Origin of the sequence: Paraburkholderia phytofirmans (genome assembly GCF_046028095.1) — a bacterium.
GTDB classification, from domain to species: Bacteria; Pseudomonadota; Gammaproteobacteria; order Burkholderiales; family Burkholderiaceae; genus Paraburkholderia; species Paraburkholderia phytofirmans_A.
Genome location: NZ_JAQQDJ010000029.1, coordinates 18,313 through 32,774 on the forward strand (window position 1 = coordinate 18,313; position 14,462 = coordinate 32,774).

General features: G+C 59.2%; 11 protein-coding genes and 2 pseudogenes. 6 read left to right on the forward strand and 7 right to left on the reverse strand.

Annotated features, from left to right (window positions below):
* Nucleotides 1–10: 10 nt before the first annotated feature.
* From PQR54_RS38500 to PQR54_RS38515, 4 genes are all read left to right on the forward strand, one after another.
* Entirely contained in the window at nt 11–1,030 is a 1,020-nt protein-coding gene (locus tag PQR54_RS38500; protein WP_408255307.1) for a Gfo/Idh/MocA family protein, read from the forward strand.
* 324 nt (nt 1,031–1,354) lie between these two features.
* Entirely contained in the window at nt 1,355–2,587 is a 1,233-nt protein-coding gene (locus PQR54_RS38505) for a porin (protein WP_408255310.1), read from the forward strand.
* A 63-nt stretch (nt 2,588–2,650) separates the two neighbouring features.
* Nucleotides 2,651–3,835, forward strand: a complete 1,185-nt coding sequence (locus PQR54_RS38510) for a fumarylacetoacetate hydrolase family protein (RefSeq protein WP_408255312.1) — start codon at nt 2,651–2,653, stop codon at nt 3,833–3,835.
* Between the two features lie 33 nt (nt 3,836–3,868).
* Entirely contained in the window at nt 3,869–5,311 is a 1,443-nt protein-coding gene (locus PQR54_RS38515) for an aldehyde dehydrogenase family protein (protein WP_408255315.1), read from the forward strand.
* A 478-nt stretch (nt 5,312–5,789) separates the two neighbouring features.
* Here PQR54_RS38515 and PQR54_RS38520 read toward each other — a convergent pair whose 3' ends face one another.
* The 5 genes from PQR54_RS38520 to PQR54_RS38540 all read right to left on the reverse strand — a co-directional run bounded on the left by PQR54_RS38520 (nt 5,790) and on the right by PQR54_RS38540 (nt 10,707).
* Nucleotides 5,790–6,659 (reverse strand): AraC family transcriptional regulator, encoded by an 870-nt coding sequence (locus tag PQR54_RS38520; protein ID WP_408255318.1) that lies wholly within the window; start codon nt 6,657–6,659, stop codon nt 5,790–5,792.
* A 419-nt stretch (nt 6,660–7,078) separates the two neighbouring features.
* Nucleotides 7,079–8,002, reverse strand: a complete 924-nt coding sequence (kce, locus tag PQR54_RS38525) for a 3,5-dioxohexanoate:acetyl-CoA acetone transferase (protein WP_408255321.1) — start codon at nt 8,000–8,002, stop codon at nt 7,079–7,081.
* Between the two features lie 55 nt (nt 8,003–8,057).
* Nucleotides 8,058–8,810 carry an SDR family oxidoreductase gene (locus PQR54_RS38530; RefSeq protein WP_408255323.1) on the reverse strand — a complete coding sequence of 251 codons (753 nt, stop codon included), beginning with the start codon at nt 8,808–8,810 and terminating at the stop codon, nt 8,058–8,060.
* A 27-nt stretch (nt 8,811–8,837) separates the two neighbouring features.
* A complete protein-coding gene (locus PQR54_RS38535; RefSeq protein WP_408255333.1) occupies nt 8,838–10,181 on the reverse strand; it encodes an MFS transporter in 1,344 nt (447 codons plus the stop codon).
* Between the two features lie 154 nt (nt 10,182–10,335).
* Nucleotides 10,336–10,707, reverse strand: coding sequence for a tautomerase family protein (locus tag PQR54_RS38540; RefSeq protein WP_408255326.1), 372 nt, complete (start codon nt 10,705–10,707; stop codon nt 10,336–10,338).
* A gap of 199 nt (nt 10,708–10,906) precedes the next feature.
* On the opposite strand from PQR54_RS38540, the pseudogene PQR54_RS38545 reads away from it, so the two are divergent.
* Together PQR54_RS38545 and PQR54_RS38550 are read left to right on the forward strand one after the other, a co-directional pair.
* Nucleotides 10,907–11,323: pseudogene (locus tag PQR54_RS38545) on the forward strand (beta-keto acid cleavage family enzyme); the annotation flags it as partial.
* Between the two features lie 450 nt (nt 11,324–11,773).
* Nucleotides 11,774–12,586 (forward strand): DUF4238 domain-containing protein, encoded by an 813-nt coding sequence (locus PQR54_RS38550; RefSeq protein ID WP_408255328.1) that lies wholly within the window; start codon nt 11,774–11,776, stop codon nt 12,584–12,586.
* Between the two features lie 299 nt (nt 12,587–12,885).
* Here PQR54_RS38550 and tnpC read toward each other — a convergent pair whose 3' ends face one another.
* The gene (gene tnpC, locus PQR54_RS38555) at nt 12,886–13,251 is read right to left on the reverse strand and encodes a Tn3 family transposase post-transcriptional regulator TnpC (RefSeq protein ID WP_408255330.1); all 366 of its coding nucleotides are present in this window, start codon (nt 13,249–13,251) and stop codon (nt 12,886–12,888) included.
* A pseudogene (locus tag PQR54_RS38560) lies at nt 13,248–14,177 on the reverse strand (Tn3 family transposase); the annotation flags it as partial. The pseudogene PQR54_RS38560 and the gene tnpC, both read right to left, overlap by 4 nt.
* Nucleotides 14,178–14,462 lie beyond the last annotated feature (285 nt).

Below are 14,462 nucleotides of genomic sequence, written 5' to 3' on the forward strand. Positions count from 1 at the left end.
GAGAATACGCATGAGAGTTGCTTTGCTGGAGGTCAGCCATTGGCATGTCCCGCTCTATCTGGATGCGCTGGAAGCGCCCGGGATTGAAGTGGTCGCCGTGTCGGATGCGGAGAAGGTCAAGGGTGAGGCAATCGCCGCACGATTCGGAAGCAGGCTGTACCCGTCGGCCTATGAATTGCTCGAACGTGAGGAAGTCGATTTTGCCTTCGTGTTCGGGCGGCATTCTGAAATGCCGGCGCTTGCCGAGGCCGTGATCGCACGACACATACCCTTCGCGCTGGAGAAACCGTGCGGCGTCAACATGTCGCAGGTCACCCGACTTCGCAAACTGACCGAGGAAGCCAACCTTTATTGCGCAGTGCCATTGATCTTCCGGATGAGCGAGTTGCTCAGATCGCTCGAAGATGCCGAGGGGCGCATACCGTCGGACTTCAATTACATGTCGTTCCGTTTCATTGTGGGACCGCCCAGTCGATACGAAGCGGCCGGTGCCGGCTGGGCACTCGATCCGGTTTATTCCGGAGGCGGATCGACAATCAACGTGGCGACTCACTTCATCGACCTTTTTAGATTGCTCACTGGCAAGGAGATCGCCCGAGTCTCCGCCACGATGAACTCAAGAACGCATCGAGGAGCCGTTGAAGACTATTCGCTGCTGACCATGCAAACCGAAGACGGCGTGATCGGCCTGGTGGAAACGGGATATAGCTTCCCCAGTACACCAGACGAGCAGCGCGAATTTTCGTTCACTCTTGCATCCGATCGTATGTACGCGAAATCCGGGCCCGACCGGATCGAGATTCGGCAAAGAGACAACCTGCCTGCCGGCACGCGAAGCCTCCGCCTCCAGCTCGAGACTGACATTTACTACCCATTGTTCGTCAAGCGCGTGCTCACGGAATGCCGTACTGGAGCACGGCCGATCGCGTCGTTGCGCGACGCAGAGCTCATGATGCAAGTCATGGACGCGGCCTACGCCTCTGCCCAACAGGGCGGAATGTCTATTGGACTGGATCGCGCTTCCTGGTGAGAAATCTGTAGCGAAGGAAAAATGCGAGACAGCCGACATACGTGCGCCGAAGTTTTTTTCAATCGCCACAGCGTGGATCGCTGCTCGCAACCTGATTAATCCATCGCATTAACCAGGAATTTCCGCAAGTCAAGTTGGTCAGTTTCACCTGGAAGTGGCGCGCTTCAGAATTACGTTAGTACAGCGAATTTGATATAACGCGTGAGCCGAAGAATCTAGTTGCACGTAGTCCAACGACACTGACGGTCGATATGAGCGTACTCAAGGCGCTCCTACTCATCCGATAGAGCAAAAGCAATTCACTTGGACATAGAGGAGAATTTAATGAAGAGTCTGTACCCGAACAAGGCCGCCGTTGCTACAGCAACGGCACTCGCGGCAGTCGCGCCGGCGTTCGCTCAAAGCAGCGTGACGCTCTACGGTATCGTCGATGATTCGATCGTCTATCAGAGCAGCCAGACGTCGCTCGGTTCGACGAGCGGTGGGCGCTCAAACGTCAAGATGGCATCGGGCATCTGGGCGGGCAACCGCTTTGGCCTTAAGGGCGCAGAAGATCTGGGCAGCGGCACGAAGGCAATCTTCCAGTTGGAGTCGGGATTCAATCTGAACAACGGCGCGCAGCAATACACGAACGCGATGTTCGGCCGTCAAGCCTGGGTCGGTCTGACGAACCAGACATTCGGTACGCTAACCGTGGGTCGCCAGTACACGTCGTACTACACGCTAATAGCGCCGTACAGCCCCACCACCTGGCTCACGGGCTACTTCGGCGCGCATCCGGGCGATCTGGATGAACTGGACGTGATCTACCGCGCAAACAACTCGATCGTCTATACGTCGCCAAAGGTTTATGGCGTGACGGTCAGCGGCTCGTACTCGCTTGCAGGCGTGCCGGACAGCGTCTATCGCGGCTCAACGTGGTCGGCGGCAATCCAGTATCAGCAAGGCCCCATCGGCGGTACTGTCGCGTTCTCGCGCATCAACAACTCGACCGTCGGCGGTGGCGTCTACGGTGCGGATTCGACGACCAACACGGGTGGCCAGTCGGGTGTGTCGGCGGTAACGAACGGCTATCAGGGTGCGCAGGCGCAGAATCGCTTCGCGGTCGGCCTCGGCTACGTGTTCAACAGCGCGTGGGATATCACGGCGACGTACACTAACGTTCAGTACATCCCGGGCGTGGCGTCGAAGTTCTCGGACGAGCAGGTCTTCAATACCGCTGGCACCGTGCTGCACTGGAAGCCCGCGACGGCATGGGACTTTGCTGCAGGCTACAGCTACACGTGGGCGAGCAAGGCGAACGGTGTCGACGACGCGGCGTCGTACCACCAGTTCAACCTGTCCCAGTACTATGCGTTGTCCAAGCGTACAGGGTTCTACGCACTCGAAGCATTCCAGCGCGCGAACGGCCGAACGCTTGGCACGCCGACGTTCCCGGGTGGCCCGACCAACAGCTCGATCGCCGCAACGGCATCGATCGGCGACGGCTTCCAGTCGACTCCGTCATCGTCGCGCAGCATGTTCGCAGCAGGCGTGGGTATCGTCCACCGCTTCTAGCACAGAGTTTTATCCTGTTGCGACTACGACCGCCAGCACTTTCAATGCACATTGGATCCTTTCATGACCTCATATTCCAGCTACCTTCCTGACGATCTCGACGGTGCCCTGCTCGTTGGCCGCGTGTGGCGCCAAACGAAACACGGCGCGGGACCGTGCGTCGTTGCTGTTCGCGGCGGGGAAGTATTCGATATCTCCCGCTTCGCCGCAACCGTCTCTGATCTTTTCGATCGCCAGGATCTGGTCGAACTCGTCCGGCAGGGTTCCGGCGAACCTCTGGGTCATGTCGGCAATCTGATCGAAGCCACAGTCGACGCACAACGAAAAGCGGATCGCCCCTACCTCCTGGCCCCCTGCGATCTGCAAGCCATCAAAGCCTGTGGCGTGACGTTTGCCGTGAGCCTTCTTGAGCGCGTCATTGAAGAGCAGGCAGGCGGCGACCCTGCGAAGGCTGAGGAGGTGCGCGCCGCGATCACGCGTCTGATTGGCACCGATCTTTCGAAGATCAAGCCAGGCTCCGAAGCTGCCGTCACGCTGAAAGAAGAACTGCAGCGTCGCGGTGCATGGTCGCAGTACATCGAAGTCGGAATCGGTCCCGATGCAGAGGTATTTTCGAAGTCGCAGCCTATGTCTTCAGTGGGACTCGGTGCCGATATCGGCTTGCTGCCTGCTTCGAAGTGGAACAACCCCGAGCCGGAGATCGTCCTCGCAGTCAACAGCAAGGGCGAGGTGGTGGGCGCCACACTGGGTAACGACGTCAATCTGCGCGACATCGAGGGCCGGTCGGCGCTGCTGCTTGGCAAATGCAAGGACAACAACGGCTCATGCGCGATCGGTCCGTTTATCCGCCTGTTCGACGAACGGTTCACGCTGGACACGATCCGAGAAACAAGTGTTTCGTTGCGCGTCGAAGGTACCGACGACGGCTTCCTGCTTGAGGGCATCAGCCATATGCGGGAGATCAGCCGTGACCCTCTTGACCTGGTGAGCCAGACATGGGGCAAGCATCATCAGTATCCCGACGGCTTCATGTTGTTCCTCGGCACGATGTTCTCTCCGATCAAGGATCGCGACGCACTGGGTGGCGGCTTCACGCATCACCTCGGGGACCGCGTAACGATCAGCGCTCCTCCACTTGGCGCTCTCGTCAACACCGTGCGGCTGTCGACCGAAATCGCGCCGTGGACATTCGGCGTGCGTGCGCTGTACGCCAACCTCGCCGGGCGCTCGCTGCTGAACCTGGGCTGATCAAACACGTATTTACTCATTGACGGATTTACGATGACGCAATTCAAGAACTTTATTGGCGGCGAATGGGTCGATGGCAACGACTCCGCTCCTAATGTGAACCCTTCGGACACGAGCGACGTGATCGGCCACTTCGCACGAGCCAGCGCAGATCAGACACAGAAAGCAATCGCGTCTGCACGCTCGGCCTTTCGCACGTGGTCGCTCAACGCCCCGCAACAGCGCTTTGACTTGCTCGACCAGGTCGGCAGCACCATCCTTGCGCGCAAAAACGAACTCGGTAAGCTACTGGCACGCGAGGAAGGGAAAACGCTCGCCGAAGCAGTCGGCGAAGTGGGACGCGCCGGACAGATTTTCAAATTCTTCGCGGGCGAGGCATTGCGGGTCGGCGGCGAGATTTTACCGTCCGTCCGCCCGGGACTGACGGTCGAAGTCACACGCGAACCGCTAGGCGTCATCGGTCTGATCACGCCGTGGAACTTCCCGATCGCTATTCCCGCCTGGAAGATCGCGCCTGCGCTCGCGTATGGAAACTGCGTGGTCATCAAGCCAGCGGAACTCGTGCCGGGCAGCGTATGGGAACTCGTCAAGATCATCGCCGAAGGCGGTGCACCGGCGGGCGTAATCAATCTCGTCATGGGCACGGGTTCGATCGTCGGCGAAACGCTCGTCAAATCAGCTGACGTGGATGCCATCAGCTTCACGGGCTCGGTTGGGACCGGCCAGGCGATCGCCGCGAAATGCGTCGCCACCGGTAAGAAATTCCAGCTCGAGATGGGTGGCAAGAACCCGATGGTCGTGCTCGACGATGCCGATCTGGACGTCGCGGTCGAGGCCTGCATCAACGGCGCTTTCTACTCCACCGGCCAGCGTTGTACCGCGTCTAGCCGCCTGATCGTAACGAGCGGCATCCACGACCGTTTTGTCGAGGCCATGCAGGCGCGCATGCGCAGTCTCAGGATTGGTAACGCGCTGGATGCGTCGACGCAGATCGGTCCCGTTGTCGACGCCAAACAGCTGGAACAGGACGAGCGTTATATCGAACTCGCACGTGCCGAAGGTGGTTCGGTGTTTGGCGGTGACCGTGCTCCCTCGGCGACCGAAGGATTTTTCCTGGCACCGGCTCTCGTGACCAACACGACCTCGGCGATGACGATCAACAGGGAGGAAGTGTTCGGTCCTGTCGCGTCCGTCATCAAGGTCGCGCATTACGAGGAAGCGCTTGCCGTAGCCAACGACACGCCATTCGGCCTTTCCGCTGGCATCTGCACCAGGTCGCTGGCACATGCGAGCCATTTCAAGCGCCACGTGCAGGCCGGCATGGTGATGGTCAACACCGCGACGGCCGGGGTCGATTATCACGTTCCATTCGGTGGTCGCAAAGGTTCGAGCTATGGTCCGCGGGAACAGGGGACCTATGCGCGCGAGTTTTATACGACCGTGAAAACCGCTTACATCGCTCCTGGGAACGTCTGAGCAAACGATGAAATAGCGTGCGAGAACCGGCAGCATCGTATGAGGTGCTCGATCGCCGAAACAACCTCGACGGTCGAGAAACTGACCGGAAAGCCCCCACGTTCGTTGACGGAATGGTGACCGGCAACCTAAACGTATTTTGAGCGTGAGCTCTCCTTCGGTTGATGTCCAAGGAAGTCGTATAAGTCTTGTGTCACTCGCTGCTTGCCGCGCAAAAGCGGCCACTCCGTTCGGGGTGGCCATCATGAAGTCCGGCGTGGACAGCGCCTCCATTCCTGCGGTCGGTGCTTGTGTCGAGAATCAAGGTCATGCGCCACCTGTTTGCATGGCGAGCAGCACTTGACCCGTCTCATTGCGGTCGAGACCGTCCTCCTCCCCGCTAAGCATCGAAGCGTCGCTCGTCAGGCGCGCTGGCTCCCGAGCTGACCACCCCACCTGATACGGATTTCCCGGACGACACCTAGGGCCGCGTGACGCATCAGCGCGTCGCAGCCCTGCGGAAATCGGACGGCGTCACGCCGGTCGCCTTCTTGAATGCGGTGGTGAAGTGCTGAGCGTGGCTGAAGCCGCAATCCAGCGCGACTTCAGTTGCGGTGCGACGGGGATCCAAGAGGAACTCCTTGGCCCGCTCGAGACGCAGACTGTACACAAAGCGCAAGGGTGTCTGCCCGGTGCTTTCCCGAAAGGCCCGCAGAAAATGCCGGGCACTGACACCCGCAACTTGCGCCAAGCCCTCGATCGTGAACGGCCTCGACAAGTCGGCCTCGATGTAGTCGATAACGCGCCGCAAGCTGCTAGGTGCGAGGCCACCGCACGGGCGAACGGTGGCTGCCTGGCTGCCGTCGACCCGCGCCAGTAGGGCGAGTGCTTGCATTGCCCAGCCCTCAGCGAACAACCCGTAAAGGCTGTCTGCATTGCGCGCCTCACGGCATAGGACCGAAAGGCTACGTTGCAGATCTTCGTTGCCGAAGGCAATCAGTGGTCGATTGAAGTGGCAGCCAGCGGCGGATGCAACGGTCGGGTCGAGGAAGACCACCGTGTAGTCGAAGTACGGGGCTACGTCGAACTCGCCTTCGACTGAAGTCGAGGCTGGGAACAGCGCAAGGTTTGTACTTTGTTTTATTCCCGAGTGGATGCGGCGGCCGTCGAGCTCTAGATGCAATTTTTCGAGGCCGTTCCGAAACCAGAACAGCGCGAGCCGCGGTTGACGAAAACGCCAAGAGATGGGCTCGGTCGCCCGGCGCGCGAGGATTTCAACATGTGTGGTGCGTGACTCAACAATGGTGCCGGAGACGAGTTCGCCCCCAACCTCGCGATATTCAGCTTGTGAGTCTAGGCGACCATGCATTGCTTACTTCCGCTTCGATCTTGCGTCCGATCTTTCAGTGTGCGCGCGGCTTCTCCCTTTGGCAAGCGAATCAGTGGCTGGTGAATACCCCTTATGGGGGGGCGCCGACGCATGGACATCAACCTCGTTCGCTTACCTCGCGCATCGTACACCTTAGCTCGACTCGTACTGCTCTGCAACAACGGCGATGCGATGAGCCAAGGCGACGGGCCCGCCGCTGGTCCGTGGCATAGTGTCAGTTCACTGGCGCGTCCGGCAGCCTGCCCGCGCCCCTGGTCGCCGGCGCAGTGGCATTCAATGGTGCTATGGCCAGCGCGTTCTGACTCTGTTGCTGACCTGATCCAAGACATTATGTATTGACTTGCCGCACCTCAAGTGACGCAGATTGCTTGGGCGAAAAACGTCGACCCCGTTCCTTCTTAGAACTTGACTCTCTCAATGCCCTTCAATCGCAAAATTTCACGGGCTTCGTTCGGGCTGGCGATTTCGAGTCCAAGCCCCTCGATTATCTGGCGCACCTGCCGCACCTGCGCTGCGTTGCTCTCGGCTAGCGTGCCGCGTCCAAGCCACAAACTGTCTTCCAATCCGACGCGCACATTGCCTCCCATACTGGCAGACATTGCTGCAAGGCGAAGCTGATCCTTGCCTGTCCCCAGCACCGACCAGCGATAATCATTGCCGAACAGCCTGTCGGCCGTCCGCTTCATGTGCAACACGTCTTCAGGGTGCGTGCCGATACCTCCCAAGATGCCGAACACGGTCTGCACAAAGAACGGCGCCTTGACTAGACCGCGCTCGACGAAGTGCGCCAAGTTGTAGAGATGGCTCACGTCGTAGCACTCGAATTCGAAGCGCGTGTCGTTGGCGGCACATTGTCCCAGGGCGTATTCAATATCCTGAAAGGTGTTGCGAAAAATCAGGTCACGACTGGCTTCGAGCGCTTCGCGCTCCCAGGCATGTTTGAACTCCTTGAAGCGCGCCAGCATCGGGAACAGCGCGAAGTTCATCGAGCCCATGTTGAGCGACGCCACCTCGGGCGCAAAGCGCATTGACGGCTGAATGCGCTCCTCGATCGTCATGTAAGGCGCGCCGCCACTGGTGATATTCAACACGGCATCGGTGCGCGCCTTAATCTGCGGCAAGAATCGGCCGAATGCGTCGGGGCTCTGGTCCGGCTTGCCGGTGACAGGATCGCGTGCATGAAGGTGAATGATCGCGGCGCCCGCTTCGGCCGCGCCGACCGAGGCTTCGGTGATCTCTTCCGGTGTAACCGGTAGATACGGTGACATTGAGGGCGTATGAATCGCACCGGTGACAGCACATGTGATGATGACTTTGTTCATAAATGAGGTAGGAAATCCGCATAAGGTGGCGAGCTTCGCCCGACTGCTGCGATACTCAGATTTGGGCCTTACCGCCGTCGACGAACAGTTCGATACCGTTAACAAAGCTTGAATCGTCGGAAGCAAGAAAGACTGCTGCCTTGGCAACTTCGTCCGGATCGCCGACGCGCCCCATTGGGATCCGCGAAACCAGAGCATCGAGCATTCCCTGCTGCCTTGCGGCGTCGGGGCCGGCCAGGTCAAAGAAGCCTGGCGTCTTGGTGGGTCCGGGGCTGAGCGTGTAGACCCGGATGCCGCGGCCCTTGAGATCGAGAATCCAGTTGCGGGCGAATGAGCGTACGGCGGCCTTGGAGGCGGCATAGACACTAAAGGCCTCGGTACCGCCGCTGACGGCAGTGGAGCCAGTCAAGATGATTGAAGCGCCGTCCGCCAGCAATGGCAGAGCCTTCTGCACAGTAAACAGTAGGCCCTTGACGTTACGGCCAAAGGTGTCATCATACTGTTCCTCGGTAACATTTGCGAGCGGCAGCAGCGAGCCGCCGCCGGCGTTGACGAACAATACGTCGATCCGACCCGTTTCCGATTTCACCCGATCAAACAGCGTGTCCAGTTCGGCCATGTTCGATGAGTCAAGCCGGATGCTGGTAGCGTTACCGATCGCGGAAACCGCGGCGTCGAGTTCGGCCTGTCGGCGACCGGTGATAATGACATGCGCTCCTTCGCTATTGAACCGCTTGGCGGTAGCAAGCCCGATTCCGGTGGATCCACCAGTGACAATTGCGGTCTTGCCTTCAAGTTTGTGCGACATGCAGGTTGCCTTGGTTGATTGTGAAATTCAAGGCCGCTGCTGCCCGACTGCGCTCGCGTCGTGGCTGTGCGAAAAGGCCGACGACTTGTCCTTGACCAGAGCAACCGCGACACCGCCGATCACCGCGGCCATTGCAATGGCGAGGAAGTTCTGCACAAGGGGTAGCTTCATCGATACCAGCACCCCAATCACGATCGGCGCTGCGATCGCCCCGATGCGCCCGATCCCCGAGGCAAAGCCGAGTCCCGTCGAACGGATCGATGTCGGGTAGAACTGCCCGGCATACGCGTACAGCAGGATCTGCGTGCCCAGCGTCGACGCGCCGACTACGGCAACGATCAGGAACAGCGGCTGCGCGCCGTTGCCGAGCAGCGTCAGCGAGACAGCGGCGACCGCGAAGAATGCGGTCGTCACCCACTGGATGTTCAGCTTGTCGGCGAGCCATCCGCCACCGATAGCGCCGATGACTGCACCGGCGTTGTAGGCGAGCAGGAAGTTCAGCGCGGAACCAAGGCTGTAGCCGGCCATGCCCATCAGTTTGACCAGCCACGAACTAAGCGCATAGAGCATGAACAGGCAGGTCATAAAGGCGAGCCAGAGCATCACCGAGCTGAAGCCGCGGCCGTCCAGGAACAGCCTGCCTATGGTCGGACCTTTGGCCTTGTCCTCGGCCGGAACGTGGAACACCTCATGCGGCTCGATTCGCATGTCCGGCCGGATCTTCCGGACCACTTCACGCAGCTGCGTGTCGTCGTGCTGCTCGATCAGGAACGGCAGCGACTCAGGCATGTACTTCAGGATGAACGGGATCAGCACCACTGGGGCGCCCGCGGCGATGAACACCGATTGCCAGCCGTAGATCTCGATGAACTGCTTGCCAAGCAGCGCGGCGAGGATACTGCCGACCGCGTAGCCGCAGCACATCAGCGTGACCATCAAGCCGCGCACCTTCTTCGGTGAGTATTCGGTCATCTGCGCCGCCGCATTCGGAATCGCGCCGCCGATGCCGAGCCCCGCGAGGAAGCGCATCACGCTGAATGTGATCGGGTCGTTGGTGAACCCGGCGGCCGCGGTAAGGACGGTGAACAGGAACACGCAGATCGAGATCGCCCAGCGGCGGCCGATCTTGTCTGCCAGCGCGCCGAGCACGATCGCACCGAACATCATGCCGAACAGCGCCGAACTGGCCATGAGGCCCGCGGTCGCGGCCTCGACATTCATCGCCCTCATGATTGACGGAAGCGCGGTGCCGGCGACCGCCAGGTCGTAGCCGTCGAGCACCAGGATCACGAAACACCAGATCAGCACGGACCGGTGAAAGCTGTTGAACTTCGCCTCGTCGGCCAGTTTGTGAACATCTATACCGTGCATAGTTTTTGACTTCATTGACTTGTCTCCTTTTATCTTTGGTACGAGGCTCAGGATGTGGCGCGCGTAACCACATTCGGGGCCGAGACCTCGCTGCCAACAACCGACCTTGCATAGACAAGGTCGGTCCCCTTACCCCGAGCAGGCTGCACGTTCCTCACACGCGAGGGGCTTCGGGCAGCCGTTCACCGCCGCGCACGACGTACTTGGCGGGATACAGTGTGACGAGAACCTCGACTTCGTCCTCCGATGCCCCGGTGCACGCGCTCCAAATCGAGCTCACCTTTTTGGCCAGCGATAGCACGGCGCCGTCGCTGCGCCCATCACGTATGTGGCAGAAGATCAGCGTTTCGGAGGTAGGTTCTCCCGAACGGTAGGTGTTCTCGGGCGTGACTTCATGGAATACGACGCTAATCAAGTCGAGCGGCGAAAGGATGATCTCCCTGATCGCACTCGTGACCTCGCTGGCAATCTTGGCCTTGATGCCAGATTCGATTCCGACCTTGCATTCGCAAACGATGACGGGCATGTTGTATCTCCATGAAGTTAGGTTAATGAGGTCCCTATTCTTTCGGAACGTCGCCGTTAGAGATTGCACCGCGGCGCCATCACTTGCTTGGAAGTGCCATGACATTGAGCCCCAACCCGCCCAATGCACTGGCCAACGGCTGGATCTCGTCACCGGACGCGCAGGGACGGCTCAATCTCACAGTTTCTTAAACGGGGATTACGACACTTCTCACCTCTACAATCTGGCGCACTTTGCCGACAGGAAGCTCGTCGAGCCACCCTTCTTCGTCCAGACTGTGTTTGGGATCCTTGGCGGGATCGGAACGCACCCTGACGATGTAGCTCATATGAGGCGAACGGCCGACCGGCTCTTTGGCAATAGTTACGTGTGGTCAGTGTTGGTGGCTGGTCGTTTCCAGATGCCGATCGCGGCGACGGCATCCGCCATGGGCGGAAACGATAGGGTCGGGCTTGAAGATTCCCTCTGGGACGGCGCCGGAAATTTGGCGAAAAGCAACGCTGATCAGGTCCGTCGGGCGCGTTCCATCCGGGAAGGTCTGTCGCTACCGATCGCCACTGCGGACGAGGCGCGGCAGATGCTGAGGCTGAAAGGCGCTGACAACGTCGGATTTTGATCTCGTGTTTGATCTTGCTACGATCGTAGTGGCTTGACGCTAATCATCGTCTCCCGCCGATTCTCGGAAAACGCTTAAGACAAAGACTGACCTTGCCCTTGTTTCACGAATCCCATAGCTGAAGCCATCAGGCCGCGTGCCCTTGCTGAGCGGCGGTTAGTACGATGGCGCACGGCCCGGTTTAAACTTTCGGTCCATATTGCTTCACAACGGGGCGACGTAAGTCACCATCCACCGTACCTGTTCAAAACGCCACGCGGACCGGTGCATTCAGACGTTGGGCATTACCATGACAATTAAGCGCGAAGCAGCCTTTCACGAAGCTGGCCACCGCAGACCGCGCTGACACGTCTTCCAGCGCTGTTTCCTGTTGGATTGCCGCTCCGGCCGTAGAGCAATTTTCCGCGCCTGGTCTGCGCCATCCGGCGATATGACGAACAACTTGAGGTTGTGATTCGTGACTGCGTCGGCGATGATCTCGTTAATGTGATCGTCCCTGAAGCCGTACCCGATAACCATCAATCTTTAGTCGCCGCGGGTCCGAAATTTCGGAACAGGCAAAAAGATCAGCTCTACGTTTTCAACAAAGCCACGGACAAAACCTTTGTCACGAACGCGCGAAACATCGCCGCCGAGAGCCGGTTCTACGATTTCGAGTTTGAAGGTGTCGCACTCACCATCGAGCCCGCGCTCTCACGCATCGAAGCCGCCGCAAAGCCCATCATCAAAAAACTAGATGAATCGGATTCGCTTGCTGTTTTAAGCCCTGAGGAGCGCGCACAGCAGTCAATTTTCTTTGCCGTTCAGTTTGTCAGAGCGAAAGCAACCGGCGCAGCCGCGGCAGACGCGGAAAATCAGTTTTTCGAAGTATTACGCCGCCGAGGGTTTAACGATAAACAGCTTGAAGGAGCGGGCTTTGGCACAGATGCAAACACGTCGGCGGCCATGGCAATAAAGATTCTCATCGATGCCCCGAAAGATTACAGCCATGCATTCCTGTTGAAGCAATGGCTACTGCTAGAGGCACCCGCGAAGGACCCTTTCATCATTGGGGATCACCCATTAACAATGCAAAACGTTGCGCCTCGCGAAGGGCCATTCGGAGACATCGGCCTCATGGTGCCCGGAATAGAAATATATTTCCCGATCAGCCCCGTCCGCGCGCTTGCCATGTGGTGTCCTTCAACCCGCAATCAGATCCAAGAGGCAGCGACCACCATACAAACGCTGCGCCGACGGGCTCCCGAGCTCCTCGCTCAGTGAATGAAAAATCCGGACGCGATCCTTCGAACGGCTCACGCGTTCGACACCGGGTGCGTCCTTCAGTATCAGCACGACAACGTGGTCAATTTCAACTGGCTGCAGATCGTACACGCCGAGTCGTTCGTGTTCTCGTCGGCAAGTGACTTCGACCTTGCGCGAAAGGTTGTAGCCCAGTCAGACGACCTACGCAGGGGACGTCGCATGATCGTCAGCTAGAACCGACCATCTGAACAGCTCAGTTCGAAAATGCCTCACCCACAGCAAACACCCCATGGTCTCGATCAGTGGGCGGGCGCCGTTCAACCCTCGCCAAAACCGTCGTCCGGATGTAGCGCTTCGAGAGGCTCGAGGGTCGCCCTCACCTGGGTGAGCTCCATGACAAATTCGTCAATCAGATCGAGCGCATCCTGTACCTGCTCCGGCAAGCTGCCATCGCGTTTCGACGGCACCGATGGCATCCAGTTCAAGACCGAGTGCGCCATGCTATGGATTTCCAGCAGATCATCGCGCAGACCTTCTGGATCGTGCAACTGCGCGCGGATGCGATCAACGATGTCGACGGCGGCCAGAAGGCGGGTTGTGTCGTAGCTCGATTCGAGCCGTTCGAGCGCGGCGGTGTCGACATCGCCGAAACAGGTCGTGGTGATGGCCGGGCGTGCAGTCATGGGCGGGATGCGTAAGTACGGGCAGCATGGCCGAACAGCGGGTCCCTGATCCAGGCTTCCGGCCGACGATCCAGGTGCAGTTTATAGTGGCCGAAGCGCCGGATGTCGTGGGTCGGATACGGGCTCAGAAACTCGATGTCTTCGGCGCGCACTTTCTCGCCGTTTGTCGCCATCTCGCGCAGCGCCTGCATCATGTCCACCGTGTTCTGCAGGATCACCGCCGACGCGACGAGGTCGTTGTATCGTAGCCGCTTTTGCTGCTCCTCGGGCTCGTTCTCGGCGATCACATCCCCGCCGAACGACAGCCACTTCGAGAAGCCATTGTAAGACTCGATCTTGTTCGTGTTCGCGGTGACCTCCTGCCGCAATTCAAGGCTGCCGATCCACTCAAGCAGGAATACCGTGCGAACGACGTTGCCCAATTCGCGCGCGGCAAGGTACAGCCGGTTCTTGCGGCTCTCGGAGCCGAGCCGGCGCAGCAGCAGCGGCGATGAGATCGTGCCCGCCTGAATCGACAGCGCGACCTGCATTAGTTCCTGCCAGTGCTGCTCGATCAGCACCCAGTCGATGGTCGCCGTGAACAGCTTGTCGATGTGCCTGTATTTCTCCTTGCCGTCCGGCCGGTACAGGACGAGGTCCTTCCAGTTGCGAATCCGCGGCATCAGGTTGATGCCGAGCAGGTACGTGAATGCGAAAACCGCGGCCGACTGGCCCTGCGTGTCGGCATGGACGGTGTCCGCCCTGACCGACAGCCCGGCCTTCAGCAGTCCCTCGATCACGTAGATCGCCTCCCACACGCCCGGCGGAATGAAGTGCCGGAACACCGCGATATAATTGTCGGCGACGTGCCGGTACGCGACCGCGCCCATTTTCCGGTAGCGGAAGTGATAGCCGGCCAGCAGGTTGTTGTCGTAGAAGTCCAACTGGTTGCTAGTTTTGCCGCTGATTTTGTACAGAGCGGTCGAACAAACCGGAGGCGCAAATCCATATCTGGTACGGCATGCTGAAGATGCGACGATATGTGTCGGTATGCGAAGATGAAGGCATCAAGAGGTCGAGCACAATCGCGACGCTGAGCAGAGCGCCGACGATGTTACGCAAGCCTTTGGCGTGAGATCAGTTTCGGCAGTAGTGCCGCAGATTGATCATCGTATACGCGAGCGTCTTTAACGCGTAGTGCACGTCACTGATGCGTTCGAAGCGCAGCAGCA

What these genes read in the sequence shown, in the direction of transcription:
- PQR54_RS38500 (WP_408255307.1), top strand. Translation starts at nt 11, where the DNA reads ATGAGAGTTGCTTTGCTGGAGGTCAGCCATTGGCATGTCCCGCTCTAT.
- PQR54_RS38505 (WP_408255310.1), top strand. Translation starts at nt 1,355, where the DNA reads ATGAAGAGTCTGTACCCGAACAAGGCCGCCGTTGCTACAGCAACGGCA.
- PQR54_RS38510 (WP_408255312.1), top strand. Translation starts at nt 2,651, where the DNA reads ATGACCTCATATTCCAGCTACCTTCCTGACGATCTCGACGGTGCCCTG.
- PQR54_RS38515 (WP_408255315.1), top strand. Translation starts at nt 3,869, where the DNA reads ATGACGCAATTCAAGAACTTTATTGGCGGCGAATGGGTCGATGGCAAC.
- PQR54_RS38520 (WP_408255318.1), bottom strand. Translation starts at nt 6,659, where the DNA reads ATGCATGGTCGCCTAGACTCACAAGCTGAATATCGCGAGGTTGGGGGC.
- kce (WP_408255321.1), bottom strand. Translation starts at nt 8,002, where the DNA reads ATGAACAAAGTCATCATCACATGTGCTGTCACCGGTGCGATTCATACG.
- PQR54_RS38530 (WP_408255323.1), bottom strand. Translation starts at nt 8,810, where the DNA reads ATGTCGCACAAACTTGAAGGCAAGACCGCAATTGTCACTGGTGGATCC.
- PQR54_RS38535 (WP_408255333.1), bottom strand. Translation starts at nt 10,181, where the DNA reads ATGCACGGTATAGATGTTCACAAACTGGCCGACGAGGCGAAGTTCAAC.
- PQR54_RS38540 (WP_408255326.1), bottom strand. Translation starts at nt 10,707, where the DNA reads ATGCCCGTCATCGTTTGCGAATGCAAGGTCGGAATCGAATCTGGCATC.
- tnpC (WP_408255330.1), bottom strand. Translation starts at nt 13,251, where the DNA reads ATGACTGCACGCCCGGCCATCACCACGACCTGTTTCGGCGATGTCGAC.